The organism is Enterobacter sp. 237C8 (assembly GCF_034106865.1).
Taxonomy (GTDB): domain Bacteria; phylum Pseudomonadota; class Gammaproteobacteria; order Enterobacterales; family Enterobacteriaceae; genus Enterobacter; species Enterobacter asburiae_B.
On record NZ_JAWNDF010000001.1, the window covers coordinates 1,038,880 to 1,057,887 of the forward strand.

Genomic DNA, 19,008 nt, shown 5'->3' on the forward strand with positions numbered 1-19,008 from the left:
CAAGTGACAGGTCAGGGGGAATGAAAGACGGACAAATAACGGCCAAAAGAAGGGTGTCTGGTAGCCCTTCTTTTGGTAAGGGTTTGTGACGATCAGGGATACACTTTTTCTTTGTATTCGCAGAGATCTTCAATAATGCAGGAGCCGCAGCGAGGCTTACGGGCAATACAGGTATAGCGGCCGTGCAGAATCAGCCAGTGATGGCAGTCAACCTTAAATTCGGCCGGAACCACCTTTAACAGCTTCTCTTCGACCTGCTCAACATTTTTCCCCGGCGCGAAGTTAGTGCGGTTAGAGACCCGGAAAATATGCGTATCCACGGCGATAGTCGGCCAGCCAAACGCGGTGTTGAGCACCACGTTCGCTGTCTTACGCCCCACGCCCGGTAAGGCTTCCAGCGCGGCGCGATCTTCCGGTACTTCGCCTCCGTGCTGTTCCAGCAGGATCCGGCAGGTCTTAATGACGTTCTCGGCTTTGCTGTTAAACAGGCCGATGGTTTTGATATAGGACTTCACGCCTTCCACGCCCAGCTCCAGCATGGCTTTCGGCGTATTGGCGACCGGATAGAGCAGGGCAGTGGCTTTATTGACGCTCACATCGGTCGCCTGCGCAGAGAGCAACACCGCGATCAGCAGCTCAAACGGGGAGGTAAAATTCAGCTCCGTCGTCGGGTGCGGGTTCTCGTCCCGCAGACGGGTCAGGATCGCAATGCGCTTTTCTTTATTCATGAAGCTTTCTCGGGTGTCCCTTCCAGAACGCTGCGCTCAGCCGCGCGGCGCTTACGTTTCTCATCAATCAGGTATTTTATCGCCAGCATCATGCCAAGGCCAATAAACGCGCCAGGGGGCAGCATTGCCAGCAGGAATGGCGTATCGGTGTGGAACACTTCAACGCGCAGCGCTTTGGCCCAGCCGCCCAGCAGCGCATCTGCGCCGTCAAACAGCGTACCGTTACCGAGGATCTCGCGCAGCGAGCCCAGCACGAACATGGCGCAGGTGGCGCCCATTCCAATGGAAAAACCATCCAGCGCCGACATGGCGGGGCTGTTTTTCACCGCGAACGCTTCCGCACGGCCAACGACGATACAGTTGGTCACGATAAGGGGAATAAAGATCCCGAGCGACTGGTACAGGCCAAACGCGTAGGCGTTAATCAGCATCTGGACGATACTGACCACCGACGCAATGATCATGACGTAAATCGGAATACGAATTTCCGACGGCGTCCAGCGGCGCAGGGCGGAGATGGAGAGGTTGGTCAGCGTCAGCACCAGCGTGGTTGCCAGACCCAGACCGAGCGCGTTGGTGGCGGTGGACGTTACCGCCAGCAGGGGACACATCCCCAGAAGCTGGACCAGCGCGGAGTTGTTCTTCCACAACCCCTGGACAATAACCTCTTTAACCTGGCTCATGATTACTCCTCACAGGCCGGAAGATTGTTGATTTGCGCGGGCAGCGTTTCAGCATACAGCCCGGCTCGTTTTACGGCGTTCACCACGGCGCGCGGCGTGATGGTCGCGCCGGTGAATTGATCGAACTCGCCGCCATCTTTCTTCACCGCAAACGCGGTATCCCCTTCGCCATGGATAACTTTACCGGCGAAGTGCAAAATCCAGTCGCTCAGACGGGTTTCAATTTTATCGCCCAGGCCCGGCGTCTCATGGTGTTCCGTCACGCGAGTACCCAGAATAGTGCCGGAGAAATCGCTGCCGACAAGCAGCTGAATGGCGCCGGAATAGCCGTCGGGCGCCGTCGCTTCCATCACCGCGCCTACCGGTTTATCCCCTTTACGGGCGATAAAGAGGCGGTGCGCGCCTTTCCCAAGCTGGGGCGCGTCTACCACAAAGCAGCTCTTTTGCAGGTCATTATCGTAGAAATCTGACGGGATCACCTGATCGAACAGCGCCTTTTGCTGCTTTGAAGCCTGCTCTTCGATGGTCGTTTTGGTTAACGAGTTAACCAGGGCCGTCAGCCCGGTCAGGACCGCGGCGAAGACAGCCAGCGTGACGCCGTGCTTTTGCATCGTTTTTAACATGGCGAAACCCTTAGCGATGGCCGTACACGCGCGGACGCGTGTAATAGTCGATGAGCGGAACGGTAATGTTGGCGAGCAGGACGGCAAACGCGACGCCGTCCGGGTAACCGCCAAAGCTGCGGATGAGCCATACCAGCAGGCCCGCCAGCGCGCCGAAGATCAGGCGGCCGCGGTTAGTCGTTGACGCCGTGACCGGATCGGTCAGGATAAAGAAGGCACCCAGCATGGTCGCACCGGAGAGCAAATGCATCTGCGGGCTGGCGAGTGATTCAGGAGAGAAGACCCATCCCAGCGTCGCGCAAACCGTCAGCGTCACGAGGAAGCTGACCGGAATATGCCAGCGAATGGCTTTTTGCTGCAGCAGGAACAGGCCGCCCAGCAGATACGCCAGGTTGACCCACTGCCAGCCTGCACCCGCCAGCATGCCGCTGTAAATCGCGGATTTCATGATCTGCTCAACGCTTTGCCCGGCGTGCAGGGACGTTTTAAAGGTATCGAGAGGCGTCGCCTGGCTGATGCCGTCCACGCCCATTCGCAGCGCGTTCATATCAGCGCCGAGCGCCGTATGGCCGGTAAAGATAACGTGCAGGGCATCCATAAAGCCCGGGACCGTGGCCGCAATCTCGTGTGGTGGCAGCCAGCTGGTCATCTGCACCGGGAAGGAGATTAGCAGCACCACGTAGCCAATCATCGCCGGGTTAAACGGGTTATGGCCGAGCCCGCCGTACAGCTGTTTGGCAATGATCACGGCAAACACGGTACCGAGCACGACCATCCACCACGGGGCAAACGGCGGAATACTGATGGCGAGCAGCAGGCCGGTCAGCAGCGCGGAGTTGTCAGCCAGAATGCGTGACACCGCCATCTTACGCAGCTTCAGGACGAGTGCTTCCGCCGCGACGGCGCTGGCGCAGCCCAGGGCTATCTGGAACAGGGTTCCCCAGCCGAAAAACCAGCACTGAACGGCAATGCCCGGCAGCGCGGCCAGGCAGACCAGCATCATAATGCGCGATGTCTGACGCTGGTTGTGGGTGTAAGGGGAACTTGCGATTCTGAAAACCATTTAATCCTCGTTTACGGCTTGCTGTGCGGCTTTCTTCACCTGAACGCGCGCAATGGCGGCGGCGACGGCGGCCTTGCGCGGGTCATCGTTGGCGGCCTGCGGCTGCTCTTCCTGCTGCGCAGCCTTACGGGCTTTGGCGCGGGCAATCGCTGCTTCGACGGCGGCTTTACGCGGGTCGACCGGTGGTGCTTCTGATACTGCCTCTGGCGCCTGCTGCGCAGCCTTGCGGGCTTTGGCGCGAGCAATCGCTGCTTCGACGGCGGCTTTACGCGGGTCGACCGGTGGTGCTTCTGCTTCTGCCTCTGGCGCCTGCTGCGCAGCCTTACGGGCTTTGGCGCGGGCAATCGCCGCTTCAACGGCGGCTTTGCGTGGGTCGACCGCTTCTTGCTCGACGACTACCTGCTGCTCTCCAGCTTTGCGGGCCTTGGCCCGGGCTATCGCCGCTTCAACGGCCGCTTTACGCGGGTCGATCTCAGTATCTGCCTGAACCGTTTGCGCTTTTTCCGCCTGACGCGCGCGAGCCGCAGCCTTTCGCGCTTCGCGGGCGGCAATCGCTTCGCTGTTATCCGGTTTTTCCCCGGCCTGGATCACCACCGTCTGGGCGGCATCGGCTTTTTTCTCGCGAACTCGCGCCAGTGCGGCGTTGATCGCATCCTGATCTTTCCCGGCAGGCTGAACGGCGGCCTGTTTATGGCGTTCCTGACGGGCGATTTTTTCGCGCTCCAGTCGCGCCTGACGCGCTTCGAAACGTGCCTTGGCTTCCGCGGCGCGTTTTTCTTCCATGGAGATGGCATAAATCTCGGCCTTCTCCTGACGGAAGTATTGCACCAGCGGAATGTTGCTTGGGCAGACCCAGGCGCAGGCGCCGCATTCAATGCAGTCGGCCAGGTTATGGGATTTTGCCTTGTCGTGCAGCTGGCCTTTGCTGTACCAGTAAAGCTGCTGTGGGAGGAGATCCGCCGGGCAGGCATCGGCACAGGCGCTGCAGCGAATGCAACCTTTCTCTTCCTGCTCTTCACCCATTTCGGTGGGGGAAGGGGCGAGCAGACAGTTAGTGATTTTCACTACCGGAACGTCCAGCCACGGCAGCGTAAAGCCCATCAGCGGGCCGCCCATGATCACCATCTGGTCGCTGGCCGGGCAAAATTCAGCCTGTTCCAGCAGATGGCGCACCGGCGTACCCAGACGCGCCCAGACGTTGCCCGGACGGGAAACCGACTCGCCGGTCAGCGTCACCACGCGCTCGGTCAACGGCTCGCCGTCAATCACCGCTCGTTTCACCGCATAGGCGGTGCCGATGTTTTGCATCAGCACGCCGATATCCGAAGAGCGTCCGCCGTGCGGGACCTGCTTGCCGGTGAGAATTTGCGTCAGCTGTTTTGCGCCGCCAGAAGGGTACTTGGTCGGGATAACGCGCAGGCTAATATCATGACTGCCCGCCAGCACGGCGCGCAGCATCGAGATGGCCTGCGGTTTATTGTCTTCGATACCAATCAGCACTTCCCGCGGCTTCAGAATGTGCGCCAGGATGCGGATGCCTTCAACCACCTGAGCGGCGCAATCCTGCATCAGACGATCGTCGGCGGTGATATACGGCTCGCACTCGGCGGCGTTGATAATCAACGTCTGAATGTTATCGCCACCGCCGCGCAGCTTGACGCCGGTCGGGAAGCCCGCGCCGCCCAGCCCGGCGACGCCGAACTGATGAATACGCTCGATAAGCGCTTCGCGGCTCTGGCTGCGGTAATCGCTCCAGCCGTCACGTTCAATCCAGCGGTCTTCGCCGTCGGCTTCAATGATCACGCTCAGCTCCGACAGCGCGGACGGATGAGCCACCGTATGAGGGGCAATCGCTACCACTTTACCGGAGGTGGGGGCGTGCACCGGCAGCATACGTCCACGGCCAAAGGTCAGCGGCTGACCGCGAAGAACCGTATCGCCTTCTTTCACGCACAGCTCGCCCTCAGCGCCAATATGCTGCTTGAGCGGCATGACGTAACGCGTCGCCAGCGGAATTTGACGCAGCGGCGTGCCGTTGGACTGGGTTTTCATCTCTGGCGGATGGATACCGCCGTCAAAGTCCCAAATCTTCTCTTTTCTGAAAGCAGAAAATAACTTAAGCATGTTGTTCCACAGGAATGATGCGAACCGGAATGGTTTGAAGATCCCACTTCCAGCTTTCGGTAGTCGTTTCAACCGGGCGCAGCTCGATACATTGCGTCGGGCAGGGGGCCACGCAGAGGTTACAGCCGGTGCACAGATCCGCCACGACGGTGTGCATGGCGCGGGTGGCGCCAACAATGGCGTCAACCGGGCAGGCCTGAATACATTTGGTGCAGCCGATGCAGTTTGCCTCGTCGATCACGGCGAGGGCGCGAACCGGCTCCTGCACCTCCGCATCGCCATCAACGGGCTGCGGATCGACGTTAAGCAGGGCCGCGATTTTCAGCATCACCGCTTCGCCGCCGGGGGCGCAGCGGTTAATTTTTTCACCCTGAATGCCTACCGCTTCAGCGTAGGGACGGCAGCCCGGGTAGCCGCACTGCCCGCACTGGCTTTGCGGCAAAAGCTCATCAATTTTTTCAACAACAGGATCGTCCTCTACCGCGAAGCGGCGGGAGGCGTAACCCAGGATAAGGCCAAACACCAACCCCAGGACGCTGATAGAGGCGATGGCAATCCAGATAGCATTCATTACAACTTCACCAGACCACTAAAGCCCATAAAGGCCAGAGACATTAAACCCGCGGTCACCAGCGCAATCGCGTTACCGCGGAAGGGCGCAGGGATATCCGCTGCCGCCAGACGCTCGCGAATCGACGCGAACAGGACCATAACAAATGAGAAACCGACGGCGGCGGAAAAACCGTACAGCGCCGACTGCATAAAGTTATGGCCAAGGTTGATGTTCAGCAGCGCAACGCCGAGAACGGCACAGTTGGTGGTGATCAGCGGCAGGAAGATACCCAGCAGGCGATAGAGGGCCGGGCTGGTTTTACGCACCACCATTTCAGTAAATTGCACAACAACCGCAATGACCAGAATAAAAGCCAGCGTACGAAGATAGATTAACCCCAGCGGGATGAGGATCCAGGTATCAATCAACCACGCGCAGATGGACGCCATCGTCATGACGAAGGTTGTCGCCAGCCCCATGCCCATCGCCGTTTCCAGCTTTTTGGACACGCCCATAAACGGGCACAGGCCAAGGAACTTCACCAGAACGAAGTTGTTAACCAGCACGGTGCCGACAAAGAGCAGTAAGTAATCGGTCATTATTTAGCCTGAAATAAAAAAGCCGCCTATTATCGGACAAACTCACGCAGGCGACAACAGGTTATCTGTAAGGTTATTACGGGTTCACGAAGGTGTTTTTTACCCGCGTCGAACGTTTGAAATAGGGAACCAGCAGCGCGGCCGCCAGTAACGGGAAAAGCAGCTGACGAACGGCCAGAGCGTCTGATACGGGCGAAAAAGCAAAGGCTTTAACCGCCAGCAGAACCGAAATCAGCAGCCAGATAATGTAGTGTTTAGGTACACTTTTGCGGCGCTTAAAGAAGGCGATGGTCAACCACAGGGTGTAGTACCACATACCAATCGCGAAAACGAACGACACAAACCACATCGCAATACTCAGCACGCTTTGCGACATCAGGGTCTGGATGGCGTGAGGAGTAATCAGTGCGGTGGTATACAGCAGCAGCGCAAGTGATGCGCTTAATAAGGCAACCAGCAGCCATGCCAGTGGGGCGATTAACCAGCCTCCAATGCGTTCTCCAGGCGTTGCGGTCATGAACTCTCCCATAATCTGCGCGAAATGTTGTACAGCCAGTTTGCAGGGCGGAGAGTATATAACATTTCGCGCGGATGGCTACTTTCTTATAAAACGTAACGCCATACGGACTTAGGCACTTCACCCACGTTGAACAAACGACCTCCGGAAACCAGCTCCGCACGGCGATGGTCAGCAGCGCGATACATATTAATGATGTCCTGATTATCCGACAGGGTGTAGTTCAGATGGTCAAACAGTTTTTCCAGGCTCTCAAGCGAATTGATCTTGCGAAATTTTAATAAATAGTCCTGAACTGTCATATTAATAAGTTTCCATATAAAAGTGAGTAATACCAGTTAAGGTAATTCGTTCGAATAATAAACGGATTAATAAAGACGTAAACAGCCCACTCAGGTAACGCGACGAAATTAGGAGTTTTCTTTGCTGAAATTCAGGCATCAGACGATGCCTGGAAGAGAAGGTTAACCGTGTTCACCAGGGCTGGCAATAAGTAACTGACATATTATGTCACTCTTTATTGCAGTAACCGGTTACTTAGGTTGGGCGACTGTGACAGGCTCCGGCGGCTGGTAGTTATCGATATGGCTGGCAACGCCCAGCAAAATGACCGAAACCCCAAGGACAATCCATCCCGCTAATTCAATGATTCGATTAATAATTGACGTCATGATTCGTAGTTGTACTTTATCCATAAATACAGGTCGCAAATGTTACAGCGACGTTTCCCCGACGGCAAGCGCTTTGGGAACGGTTCCCTTAAACAAAATCAGTGGGTTAATACTATGTAACAAAAACAACCCCTACAACCTGCTATTTTAAGTCATATGGCACATTATTAATCTGTGGTAATGCCAGGCTAGCCAGTGTGAAATAAGAACGTCATAAAAGAGGACGGCACTATGAGTGATAATATCCGCGTTGGGCTTATCGGCTACGGGTATGCAAGCAAAACGTTTCATGCGCCTCTGATAGCCGGGACGCCGGGGATGACCCTGGCTGCGGTATCCAGCAGCGATGCCGCTAAAGTCCATGCCGACTGGCCTTCCGTGCCGGTTGTCTCTGAGCCAAAACACCTTTTCAACGATCCAAATATTGATTTAATCGTTATCCCCACCCCGAACGACACCCACTTTCCGCTGGCAAAGGCCGCGCTGGAGGCCGGTAAGCACGTGGTTGTCGATAAGCCCTTTACCGTCACCCTGTCTCAGGCTCGCGAGCTGGATGCGCTGGCAAAGAGTCTGGGCAGGCTGCTGTCGGTGTTCCATAACCGCCGCTGGGACAGCGACTTTCTGACGGTAAAAAGGCTTCTCAGTGAAGGCACGCTAGGGGAGATCCTCTTTTTTGAATCGCACTTTGACCGCTTCCGGCCGCAGGTACGAAACCGCTGGCGCGAGCAGGCCGGTCCGGGCAGCGGTATCTGGTACGATTTAGCCCCGCATCTGCTGGATCAGGCCATCAATCTTTTTGGTCTGCCGGTGAGCATGACGGTCGATCTGGCCCAGCTCCGGCCCGGAGCGCAGACGACCGATTACTTCCACGCGGTGCTCAGCTACCCGCAGCGGCGGATTGTGCTGCACGGCACGATGGTCGCGGCCGCGGAATCTGCCCGCTACATCATTCACGGCACGCGCGGGAGCTACGTGAAGTTTGGCCTCGATCCGCAGGAGGACCGGCTGAAAAGCGGTGAACGTTTGCCGCAGGAAGACTGGGGCTATGATATGCGGGACGGCGTGGTCACGCGGGTGGAAGGTGAGGAACTGGTAGAGGAAACCTTGCTGACGATCCCGGGCAACTATCCGGCCTATTATGCGGGCATTCGCGATGCGCTGAACGGCACGGGCGAAAATCCGGTTCCGGCCGGCCAGGCGATTCAGATTATGGAACTGATTGAGCTGGGTATTGAATCTGCCAAACATCGCGCCACGCTCTGTCTGGCATAAGCTTTAAGGGCTGTTGTAGGCCGGGTAAGGCGTAGCCGCTACCCGGCAAATGCTCAACCGCGAGCCACTTTATCTTTAAGCGCCTGTTTCTCTTCAGGCGTCAGGAAGGCGATCTCCAGCCCGTTGATCTGCGCCTGACGGATCTGCTCACGGCTCAGACCCGCCTGCGGTGCGGCGATGTTGTATTCGTGGATGATATCCACGCCCTGAACCGCCGGGTCGTCAGTGTTCAGCGAGGCCAGCACGCCGTGCTCAAGGAACGTTTTCAGCGGATGATGCGCCAGCGTTGCCACGGTGCTGGTCTGAATGTTAGACGTCAGGCACGACTCAATCCCGATACGCTGCTCCGCCAGGAAATCCATCAGGGCGCGATCTTCTACCGCCTTCACGCCGTGACCGATACGCTCGGCGCCCAGCTCGCGGATGGCCTGCCAGATGCTTTCCGGGCCAGCCGCTTCGCCCGCATGCACGGTAATGTGCCAGCCGGCATCGCGCGCGCGGTTGAAGTGGGAGAGGAACAGACTGCCCGGGAAGCCCAGCTCGTCACCGGCCAGATCGACGGCGGTGATGGCATCGCGATGGGCCAGCAATGCTTCAAGCTCCTGCAGGCAGGCGGCTTCGCCGAAGGTACGGCTCATAATGCCAATCAGACGGGCCTGAACGTCGAAGGTTTTACACCCTTCGCGCACGCCTTCAATCACGGCTTCCACCACGCCTGCAACGGGCAGGCTGTGGGTCATCGCCATATAGCCCGGCGAGAAGCGCAGCTCGACGTAATGCAGGCCGTTACGGGCCGCATCTTCAATGTTCTCAAACGCCACGCGGCGGCAGGCATCCAGCGAGGCCAGCATCTTCACGCCCCAGTCGAGTTTGCTCAGGAAGCTGACCAGGTCCGGTTCATTGGAGGTTACCTGTACGTGAGGGATCAGCGACTCAAGCGTCTGCGCAGGAAGCGTTAAATTAAACTGGCGGCCAAGATCGAGGATGGTTTGGGCACGAATGTTACCGTCAAGGTGACGATGAATATCAGTTAAAGGCAGGCGTGTATCAATCATGGTCGCACTCTTTTCTGGTTAAAGTGCGCCATATTATAAAAACAAAACGGGGTAAAAAGCTATTTGCGCAAGGGAATATTCCGTTGCGCAAATTGATTAGAGGAGCGTGTTAATCCCGGCAATGAGGCGTTGCACCCCTTGTTCAAGCTTGCTGCGCGGACAGCCGGCGTTCAGGCGAACAAAGCCGTTTCCCTCTTTGCCGTAGGTATATCCCGGCATGATGGCGACTTTTTGCTGCTCGATCAGCACTTTTTGCAGCGCCCGATCGTCAATATTCAGCGGGCGCAGGTCAATCCAGGCCAGATAGGTCGCTTCGGGCGGCTGCCAGTTCAGTTTCGGAAAGGCGCGGTTTACTTCCTGCGCGATATACAACAGATTCTCTTCCAGATACCCCCGCAGGGCATCCAGCCACGGTGCTCCCTGCTGATAGGCGGCGATATGCGCCGTCAGCGCCAGCACGGAAGGGGAAGAGAGTCCGTCCCGGCCTTTTAGCGCGCTGAGATAACCGTTACGGCTCTGTTCATCGCCAATCAGGCCGTAAGCGCCCGTCAGCGCTGGAATATTAAAGCTTTTCGAGCCGGAGGTGAGAAGCGCCCATTTACCGCGTGCCACCGCGCTCCACGGCGTGTGACGATGCTCTCCCCACACCATATCCATATGAATTTCATCGCTGATAACCGCCACGTCATAGCGTGCGCACAGTTTAGCCATGTGCGTCAGCTCGTCCCGCGTCCAGACCTTGCCGGTTGGGTTTTGCGGGCTGCAAAGCAGTAAAATTTTGTTTTCAGGTTTCGCCAGGGCCGCTTCCAGCGCCGCCATATTTCCCTGCCAGCCTGCGGCGTGCTTTTCCATCTCCACGGGCACCACATGACGCGCATTCCCTTCAATGGCTTTGTAAAACGCGTCGTATGCCGGGGTGTGCACCACTACGCCGTCGCCGGGGTGTGACCAGAGACGAATCAGCTCTGACACCATGTAGATAACGGAAGGACCATAAACGACGGTTTCCGTATCAATCTGGCTGTTAAAGCGCTGCTGGAACCAGTGCGCGACGGCGGCGAGAAACTCATCGTTCTTCCAGCGGCTGTAGCCCAGCACGCCGTGATTGATGCGCTGATGCAGCGCGTCGGTAATGCAGGGCGCGGTGGCGAAATCCATATCCGAGATGGTGAAGGGCAGCAGATCGGCCGCGCCAAAGCGGTCGGCGACGTAGTCCCACTGCGTACACCAGGTGCCGTGTCGATCCACGACGGTAGAAAAATCAAACATGACGTGAGTCCTTAAAGTAAAACCCCCTCATGAGAGGGGGCTGAGGCATCAGGCTTCAACTGTTCGCATCAGGGTAGCCAGCTCATCCTTCACCGACTGGACCTGCGGGCCGATAACCACCTGCAAATTGTGCTGATTTAACTGTACCACGCCGATGGCCCGGTTGGCTTTCAGGGCGTTGGTATCCACTTTTGACATATCCGCCACCGACAGACGCAGGCGGGTGATGCAGTTATCCAGCGAGGTGATGTTATCCGCGCCGCCCAGCGCCGCCAGAATGGCCGGTGTGTTATAGCCGGATTTGCCCACGGTCCCGGCAACCGCCTGTTCAACGCTGCTCGCCGTATCGGTATCGCGGCCAGGCGTTTTCAGGTTAAAGCGGGTGATGGCGAAGCGGAAGATGCCGTAGTAAACCGCAAACCAGATAGCCGCCACAACTGGCACCAGGTACCACTTGGTGGACAGGCCGTGCAGGATCCCGAACACCACGAAGTCGATCACGTTGCCGTCGGTGTTGCCGATGGTCACGCCCAGCACCGCCATCACGGTAAAGCCCAGACCGGTCAGCACCGCGTGGATGAGGTACAGCACCGGTGCGACGAACAGGAACAGGAATTCGATTGGCTCGGTGGTACCGCCCACGACGCAGGCGATCACGCCGGAAATCAGCAGACCTTTAATTTTATGACGGTTTTCCGGGCGCGCGCAGTGGTACATCGCCAGCGCGGCACCCGGCAGGCCGCCGAGGAAGGCAGGCATTTTACCCTGAGACAGGAAGCGGGTGGCGCTTTCGGAGAAGCCGTGTGTGGTCGGGCAGCTCAGCTGCGCCTGGAAGATGGTCAGCGCGCCGCTCACGTCGTGACCGCACACCTCCATCGTACCGCCCGCTTCGGTGAAGCGAATCAGGGCCACCAGGATATGCTGCAGGCCAAACGGCAGCAGCAGACGCTCGCCGGTGCCGAAGATCATCGGACCGAAATCTCCCGCGCCGTTGATGATGCGGCCAATACCGTTGATGCCCATCGCAAAGACCGGCCAGATCAGCGGAATGATTAAACCGAACAGACCCATCACCACCAGGGTAACAATCGGCACAAAGCGGGTACCGCCGAAGAAGGCCAGGGCATCCGGCAGCCGGATATTATGGAAGCGCTCGTGCAGCATCCAGATAATCACACCCGCGATCACCGCCCCGAGGATCCCGGTATCAATAGACTGGATACCGATCACGCTCTGAATGTTGTTGGCTTTAAGTACGGCAGCGTCGGTGGTCGGCAAAATGCCTTTCGCGGTCAGCCAGAAGTTAACCGCCAGGTTCATCACGGCGTAGCCTACAAACCCGGCAAACGCCGCGACGCCTTTGTTCTCGCGCGCCAGGCCCAGCGGGATAGCAATACAGAACATCACGGGCAGGAAGCTAAACGCAAAGGAGCCGACTTTACTCATCCAGATGAAGATCGCCTGCAGCACCGGGGTACCGAGGAACGGGATCAGCGTGATGACGTCTTTACTGCTCAGCGAGCTGCCGATCCCGAGCATGATCCCGCAGAACGAGAGGAGTGCCACGGGCAGCATAAAGGTTTTACCCAGTTGCTGGAAAAATTCCCACAGCGATATTTTTTGTGCTGCTTTCGCCGTCATAAAACGACTCCTTTATTGTTAAAATCAGTTTGCCTGCTTCAATGCTGCGAGAAGATAAAACGTTTTATCAAAGTTTAGTGCGCGCTAAATCACATTCTCAGGCTTTGACTGGTAGTATAAAGATAACGTATTGATAAAACGTTTTACCGATCTCATTTCAGGGAGTCACGCCAACACATGGCTGTAGCGAAAAAAATCACCATCAACGATGTCGCGCTGGCGGCGGGCGTTTCCGTCAGCACCGTTTCTCTGGTGCTAAGCGGAAAAGGGCGCATCTCTCCTGCGACCGGTCAGCGGGTTAACGAGGCGGTTGAGCAGCTGGGTTTTGTGCGTAACCGTCAGGCGTCGGCGCTGCGCGGCGGGCAAAGCGGGGTGATTGGCCTGATTGTCCGCGACCTGACGTCACCTTTCTATGCGGAGCTGACCGCAGGGTTAACCGAAGCGCTTGAAGCGCAGGGGCGGATGGTCTTTCTTCTGCACGGCGGTCGCGAGCCCGATCAGCTTCTCTCCCGGCTCGATATGCTGCTGAATCAGGGTGTTGACGGGGTGATCGTCGCCGGGGCGTCGGGCGTGGGCAGCGAGCTGTGCGAGCGCGCCGCCGAAAAAGGCGTGCCGCTGGTGTTTGCTTCGCGCGCCAGCTACCTGGACGAGGCCGATACGCTGCGTCCGGATAACATGCAGGCCGCACAAATGTTGACCGAGCATCTTATTCGTCGCGGACACCAGCGCATTGCGTGGCTCGGCGGGAAAAGTTCGTCCCTGACCCGCGCCGAGCGGGTCGGCGGCTACTGCGCGACGCTGATTAAATACGGCCTGCCGTTCCACAGCGAATGGGTCGTGGAGTGTGAATCCAGCCAGAAGAAAGCGGCGGAAGCGATAGGCGCGCTGCTGCGCAGCAGTCCGACGATCAGCGCCGTGATTTGCTACAACGATGTGATTGCCATGGGCGCCTGGTTTGGCCTGATCCGCGCCGGGCGTCAGAGCGGCGAGGGCGGGGTGGAAACCTTCTTCGGCCATCAGGTGGCGCTGGGAGCGTTCGCCGATGTCGGTGAAAACGCGCTCGACGACCTGCCGATCGTCTGGGCCACCACCCCTGCGCGAGAGATGGGCTACACGCTGGCGGACAGGATCATGCAGCGCATCGACAACACGGACGTTCAGGCCGGACACCAGATTGTGGCGGCGCGGCTGGTGACGGTGAAATAATCTCCGCTGCACTTCGCCCGGCGGCGCTTCGCTTGCACAGGCCAACAACGGCTCGGGATCGTAGGCCGGGTAAGCGTCAGCGCCACCCGGCAATAAAAAACCCCTCGTGCGAGGGGTTTTGACGTTTACTGCTGCGGTGCCGCCGGTTCGGCTGGCGCTGCGGGTTCAGCCGGTTCCGGCATCCCCAGCGTCGGCATACCAAACATGCCGACGAAGTCTTCCAGCGGCATCTTATCGCCGTTGAGCGTTACCTGGCCGTTGGCATACTGCAGGCTGGTGGAAATCGTGTTGTTTTCCACTTTGGTGATGCGGAACATCTGGCCCATTGCCGCCAGACCTTTCACCTGCTGGTTCGCCAGCTTGCCGGCGTCTTCATCGCCGTAGCCTTCCAGCTTCGCAATCTGGGTCATAAACTCGGTCGCCATATCCATCGGGATGGTCAGCTTGCTGTCGAGAGACTTCACGCTGCGATCCACTTCCTGCGCCAGCGTCTGCGGTTCACCCGTTGCGGTTGCCGGATCTTTCAGGAACAGCGACAGGTTAAAGCTGGTTTCGCCTTTGCTGTTTTTCCAGCTCAGCGGCGCAACGGTGATCACCGGCTCGCCTTTCAGCAGGACAGGCAGGTTGTTGAACAGTACCGCCATCGCCTGCTGCTGATACACCTCAGGGTTCTGCTGGAGTGCGGCATCGGTCAGCAGCGCCTGGCTCTCTTTGCTGTATTTCTGGCTAAACTCGTGCCACGCCTGGCCGTCGATATTGCCGATCTTCAGCGACAGCTTGCCGGTGCCCAGATCCTGATTCTGTACCTTCAGGCTCTTCAGCGTGTAATCCAGCTGCGTGTTGATGCTTTTACCGTCTTTGGAAACGTCAGATTTGCCGTTGACGTCCATGCCTTCCAGCACGGCCATCTCTTTTCCTTCAACCGCAATGGCTACCTTGTCGAGAGAGAGTTTCTGATCGCCGATACGCTCCTGGAAATCGGTCATTCGGCTGTTGCCGTCGGCTTTCAGGTTGTTGAAGGTGAGCTGAACCTTTTGGTTATATTCGTTCACGGCATTGACCAGGCCGCTTTCCGCTTCACCCGTCAGGGAGAACACGTTTCCGTCCCGGTCAGCATCGAGTTTGAAGTGACCGCCGCTAAAGGCGACTTTCTCATTCTCTTTCTCGTAGTTCAGCGCTTTCAGAGCAATATCGGAGCTCGTGTCACCGGCATAGCTGATGCGGGTATTAATGTCGAATGGCGATTCATTCTTTGCCAGGTCAAACAGCGGTTTGGTGACGTCGTTATTCACCAGCACGGTATGAACGGACGCCATCGACGGGATCAGGTTAAAGGACTTCAGCTGCGCCAGCGGCAGCGGACCGTGGCTCACCACCTCGTCCAGCACCACGCTCTGACCCGGTTTCAGCCAGCCGTTTTCAGCACCGGCCACTGGCTTTACCACCAGCTGCATACGGCTGGTAAACACGCCGCGATGATAATTCTGGTAGCTCAGCTCCAGGCCCGCCTCCGGCGCGCTGCGCTTAATCTCTCCGTTAGCCTGCGCCACCATCTCAGCCAGACGGCCTTCCAGCTGTTTCCCGGTAAACCAGGAGGCCCCCGTCCAGACCACGCCTAACGCTACAATCACTCCAACCGCTACGACCGATTTTTTCATTGCGACTATCCCTAAAATGAAACCAGGCGGTAAAAACCGCCTGGAGATATTAAGCCTGCAACTAGCTTAGCAAGAGTTGTTAAAAAAATCAGTAAGTCCCTAATACCCGTCATACTTCAAGTTGCCTGTGCGTTGGCTTTCCTCGCTCACCCCAGTCACGTACTTATGTACGCTCCTGGGGATTCGCTGCGTCGCCGCCTTCATGCAACTCGAATTATTTAGGGTATAGCTTATTGAAAACGCGCGCCAGACGACCGGTGCCGCTTACGCTGACCGGTGATTCACTGGCTGCAACGAATGCTGACTCACCGGGCTTGAGCACCAGACGCTGTTCGCCTTTGCGCAGCGTCGCTTCGCCCTCGGCGCAGAACAGAATCGCCGCGCTTTCCTGCGCGATGGCGGTTTCGGCCTGGCTCAGGTCGTGCAGGGAAAAAGCAAAATCCTCAACCGGAATTGGGAAGTCCAGCTCTGCGCCGTTTTTCACCGGCTGAGTCAGCAGCTCCGCGGCAGGTTTCGCCACAAACTTCACGTTGGCAACCAGTTCAGGAATATCGATGTATTTCGGCGTCAGGCCTGCGCGCAGCACGTTATCGGAGTTGGCCATTACCTCCAGCGCCACGCCCTGCAGGTAGGCGTGCGGGGTTTCGGCAAACAGGAACATCGCTTCGCCCGGGTTCAGCTTCACCACGTTCAGCAGCAGAGGGGAGAACAGGCCGCTGTCGTCCGGGTAGAATTCGGAGATCAGACGGATAGTCTCCCACGGTTCACCCTGCTGGCTGCCCAGAGCCGCTTTCAGCACCGCCAGCGCGTGAGATTTCTCTTCACCCTGCATATTCAGCAGGCTGGCAAACAGCTGGCTCAGCGCGTCCGCGTTCGGGTTTTCAAGGAAGTGGGCGATAGCCTTGTGGGCACCCGCGACCGGTTGCAGCAGAGAAACGATCTCTGAAAACTCGCGGAACGCGTTCATCGCCAGGAACGGGGTCAGCGCAAAGACCAGCTCCGGCTTGTGGTTAGGATCTTTGTAGTTACGCTCGGCGGCGTCTAACGGAATACCCGCCGCGTTCTCTTTCGCAAAGCCGATTTCAGAGGCTTTCTTGTTCGGGTGAACCTGGATGGAGAGCGGCTGGTCGGCGCACAGTACCTTGAACAGGAACGGCAGTTCGCCGAAGCGCTGAGCCACCTTGTCGCCCAGCAGCGCGGCTTTATCGGCGTCAATCACGTCACGCAGGCTGCGAACCTGGCCGCTGGCGTCTTCAATTTTTGAGCTGCTCTTCGGGTGCGCCCCCATCCACAGTTCTGCCATCGGCAGGTTGTTCGGGTTCGCGATACCGTAGAGATCCGTTAACGCAGTTTTACTTCCCCAGGCGTAGTTTTGCACTGAGTTAATGAGTTTTTGCATTATCAAGCCCTGATTCAATTGTGGAATTAACTCCGGGTATTAAAGCAATAAACCTCATGGAAGTAACGTGTGGATGTAAAAAGTCGTACTAGTCTCAGTTTTTGTTAAAAAATTGTGTAGGATAAGCTGACTCGCTTTTAAGCCGGGCAGCGGAACATCTGCCCTGAATAAACAGACCGAAGCAGTAAGTGAGAGACCAATGTCGAATAAACCCTTCCATTATCAGGATCCTTTCCCCCTCAGTAAGGATCGGACCGAGTATTACCTGTTAACCCGCGATCACGTCTCCGTCTCTGAGTTTGAAGGACAAGAGATCCTCAAGGTGGATCCGCAGGCGCTGACGCTGCTGGCGCAGCACGCTTTCCACGACGCCTCGTTTATGCTCCGCCCAGCGCACCAGCAGCAGGTTGCCGATATTCTCAGCGACCCGCAGGCCAGCGAAAACGATAAATACGTTGCCCTGCAGTTCCTGCGTAACTCAGACATCGCCGCGAAAGGTGTTCTGCCTACCTGTCAGGACACCGGCACGGCGATCATCGTCGGTAAAAAAGGCCAGCGCGTCTGGACCGGCGGCGGTGACGAAGCGGCCCTGGCGCACGGCGTCTACAACACGTACACCGAAGATAACCTGCGCTACTCGCAAAACGCGGCGCTGGATATGTACAAAGAGGTCAACACCGGCACCAACCTGCCGGCACAGATCGATCTCTACAGCGTCGACGGTGACGAGTACAAATTCCTCTGTATCGCCAAAGGCGGCGGTTCGGCCAACAAAACCTATCTCTACCAGGAAACCAAGGCGCTGCTCACCCCGGGCAAGCTGAAGAACTACCTGGTTGAAAAGATGCGCACCCTCGGCACCGCGGCGTGCCCGCCGTACCATATCGCGTTTGTGATTGGCGGTACGTCGGCTGAAAGCACGCTGAAAACCGTCAAGCTGGCCTCAACCAAATATTATGACGGCCTGCCTACCGAAGGTAACGAGCACGGCCAGGCGTTCCGCGACGTGCAGCTTGAGCAGGAACTGCTGGAAGAGGCGCGTAACCTGGGCCTCGGCGCGCAGTTTGGCGGCAAATACTTTGCCCACGACGTGCGCGTGATCCGTCTGCCGCGTCACGGTGCCTCCTGTCCGGTCGGGATGGGCGTGTCCTGCTCCGCGGATCGCAACATCAAGGCGAAGATCAACCGCGAAGGCGTGTGGATCGAAAAACTGGAAAACAACCCGGGCAAATACATCCCGGAAGAGCTGCGCAAAGCGGGTGAGGGTGAAGCGGTTCGCGTCGACCTGAACCGTCCGATGAAAGAGATTCTGGCGCAGCTTTCGCAGTATCCGGTCTCGACCCGTCTCTCGCTGAACGGCACGATCATCGTGGGCCGCGACATCGCGCACGCGAAGCTGAAAGAGCGTCTGGACAACGGCGAAGGCCTGCCGCAGTACATTAAAGATCATCCGATCTACTACGCAGGCCCGGCGAAAACGCCTGAAGGCTACGCGTCCGGCTCGTTAGGCCCAACCACGGCAGGGCGCATGGACTCGTACGTTGACCAGCTGCAGGCCAACGGCGGCAGCATGATCATGCTGGCGAAAGGCAACCGCAGCCAGCAGGTGACGGACGCCTGCCACAAGCACGGCGGCTTCTACCTCGGCAGCATCGGCGGCCCGGCTGCGGTTCTGGCGCAGGGCAGCATTAAGAGCCTGGAGTGCGTGGAATACCCGGAACTGGGTATGGAAGCGATCTGGAAAATTGAAGTGGAAGACTTCCCGGCGTTTATCCTCGTGGATGACAAAGGCAACGACTTCTTCAAGCAGATCCAGTCGTCCCAGTGTTCGGCGTGCGTGAAGTAATTCTGTAAATTGACGGGTGGCGGCTGCGCCACCCGATATCAAAAAGAGCGCACAAAGCGCCATATCGTTTCTCAGAAGTCATCAATACTAATCCCTTAAGC

General features: G+C 57.6%; 18 protein-coding genes. 3 read left to right on the forward strand and 15 right to left on the reverse strand.

The genetic code is table 11. The annotated features are described in order from the left end of the window. Positions 1 to 92: 92 nt before the first annotated feature. The 10 genes from nth to blr all read right to left on the reverse strand — a co-directional run bounded on the left by nth (position 93) and on the right by blr (position 7,549). Positions 93 to 728 (reverse strand): endonuclease III, encoded by a 636-nt coding sequence (gene nth / locus USF70_RS05105; RefSeq protein WP_008500570.1) that lies wholly within the window; start codon positions 726 to 728, stop codon positions 93 to 95. Continuing rightward, on the reverse strand, positions 725 to 1,411 hold the full coding sequence (locus USF70_RS05110) for an electron transport complex subunit E (protein WP_023617347.1): 687 nt from the start codon (positions 1,409 to 1,411) through the stop codon (positions 725 to 727). Before USF70_RS05110 ends, nth begins: the two co-directional genes overlap by 4 nt. A gap of 2 nt (positions 1,412 to 1,413) precedes the next feature. Next, positions 1,414 to 2,034 (reverse strand): electron transport complex subunit RsxG, encoded by a 621-nt coding sequence (gene rsxG / locus USF70_RS05115; protein WP_320735336.1) that lies wholly within the window; start codon positions 2,032 to 2,034, stop codon positions 1,414 to 1,416. A 10-nt stretch (positions 2,035 to 2,044) separates the two neighbouring features. Further along, a complete protein-coding gene (gene rsxD / locus USF70_RS05120) occupies positions 2,045 to 3,097 on the reverse strand; it encodes an electron transport complex subunit RsxD (protein WP_143347163.1) in 1,053 nt (350 codons plus the stop codon). Next, positions 3,098 to 5,221 (reverse strand): electron transport complex subunit RsxC, encoded by a 2,124-nt coding sequence (gene rsxC / locus USF70_RS05125; protein ID WP_320735337.1) that lies wholly within the window; start codon positions 5,219 to 5,221, stop codon positions 3,098 to 3,100. Next, positions 5,214 to 5,792 carry an electron transport complex subunit RsxB gene (rsxB, locus tag USF70_RS05130; protein ID WP_023311378.1) on the reverse strand — a complete coding sequence of 193 codons (579 nt, stop codon included), beginning with the start codon at positions 5,790 to 5,792 and terminating at the stop codon, positions 5,214 to 5,216. The genes rsxC and rsxB overlap by 8 nt, the downstream gene beginning before the upstream one ends. After that, positions 5,792 to 6,373: an electron transport complex subunit RsxA gene (rsxA, locus tag USF70_RS05135; RefSeq protein WP_014883581.1), complete on the reverse strand. Its 582-nt coding sequence runs from the start codon at positions 6,371 to 6,373 to the stop codon at positions 5,792 to 5,794. Before rsxA ends, rsxB begins: the two co-directional genes overlap by 1 nt. A gap of 76 nt (positions 6,374 to 6,449) precedes the next feature. Beyond that, entirely contained in the window at positions 6,450 to 6,890 is a 441-nt protein-coding gene (locus USF70_RS05140) for a DUF2569 domain-containing protein (protein WP_048977467.1), read from the reverse strand. Positions 6,891 to 6,976: 86 nt separating this feature from the next. Continuing rightward, positions 6,977 to 7,192 (reverse strand): transcription modulator YdgT, encoded by a 216-nt coding sequence (ydgT, locus tag USF70_RS05145; protein ID WP_013096896.1) that lies wholly within the window; start codon positions 7,190 to 7,192, stop codon positions 6,977 to 6,979. 231 nt (positions 7,193 to 7,423) lie between these two features. Further along, on the reverse strand, positions 7,424 to 7,549 hold the full coding sequence (gene blr / locus USF70_RS05150) for a division septum protein Blr (protein ID WP_168112406.1): 126 nt from the start codon (positions 7,547 to 7,549) through the stop codon (positions 7,424 to 7,426). A 243-nt stretch (positions 7,550 to 7,792) separates the two neighbouring features. On the opposite strand from blr, the gene USF70_RS05155 reads away from it, so the two are divergent. Continuing rightward, positions 7,793 to 8,833 (forward strand): oxidoreductase, encoded by a 1,041-nt coding sequence (locus tag USF70_RS05155; protein ID WP_232938247.1) that lies wholly within the window; start codon positions 7,793 to 7,795, stop codon positions 8,831 to 8,833. Positions 8,834 to 8,886: 53 nt separating this feature from the next. Here the strand turns inward: USF70_RS05155 and add are convergent, their stop codons facing one another. The 3 genes from add to malX all read right to left on the reverse strand — a co-directional run bounded on the left by add (position 8,887) and on the right by malX (position 12,798). Further along, a complete protein-coding gene (gene add, locus USF70_RS05160; protein WP_033145337.1) occupies positions 8,887 to 9,888 on the reverse strand; it encodes an adenosine deaminase in 1,002 nt (333 codons plus the stop codon). Positions 9,889 to 9,984: 96 nt separating this feature from the next. Further along, positions 9,985 to 11,157 carry a MalY/PatB family protein gene (locus tag USF70_RS05165; RefSeq protein WP_047061671.1) on the reverse strand — a complete coding sequence of 391 codons (1,173 nt, stop codon included), beginning with the start codon at positions 11,155 to 11,157 and terminating at the stop codon, positions 9,985 to 9,987. Positions 11,158 to 11,205: 48 nt separating this feature from the next. After that, complete coding sequence (malX, locus tag USF70_RS05170) at positions 11,206 to 12,798, reverse strand: maltose/glucose-specific PTS transporter subunit IIBC (protein WP_029740306.1); 1,593 nt, start codon at positions 12,796 to 12,798, stop codon at positions 11,206 to 11,208. Between the two features lie 177 nt (positions 12,799 to 12,975). Between malX and USF70_RS05175 the strand changes: the two genes are divergently transcribed. Continuing rightward, a complete protein-coding gene (locus USF70_RS05175; protein WP_033145339.1) occupies positions 12,976 to 14,004 on the forward strand; it encodes a Mal regulon transcriptional regulator MalI in 1,029 nt (342 codons plus the stop codon). A 125-nt stretch (positions 14,005 to 14,129) separates the two neighbouring features. Here the strand turns inward: USF70_RS05175 and USF70_RS05180 are convergent, their stop codons facing one another. After that, on the reverse strand, positions 14,130 to 15,662 hold the full coding sequence (locus tag USF70_RS05180) for a YdgA family protein (protein WP_047061672.1): 1,533 nt from the start codon (positions 15,660 to 15,662) through the stop codon (positions 14,130 to 14,132). A 214-nt stretch (positions 15,663 to 15,876) separates the two neighbouring features. Beyond that, positions 15,877 to 17,061 (reverse strand): mannose-6-phosphate isomerase, encoded by a 1,185-nt coding sequence (manA, locus tag USF70_RS05185; RefSeq protein ID WP_039262310.1) that lies wholly within the window; start codon positions 17,059 to 17,061, stop codon positions 15,877 to 15,879. 199 nt (positions 17,062 to 17,260) lie between these two features. On the opposite strand from manA, the gene fumA reads away from it, so the two are divergent. Further along, positions 17,261 to 18,907, forward strand: a complete 1,647-nt coding sequence (fumA, locus tag USF70_RS05190; protein ID WP_029740299.1) for a class I fumarate hydratase FumA — start codon at positions 17,261 to 17,263, stop codon at positions 18,905 to 18,907. The last annotated feature ends 101 nt before the right edge of the window (positions 18,908 to 19,008 follow it).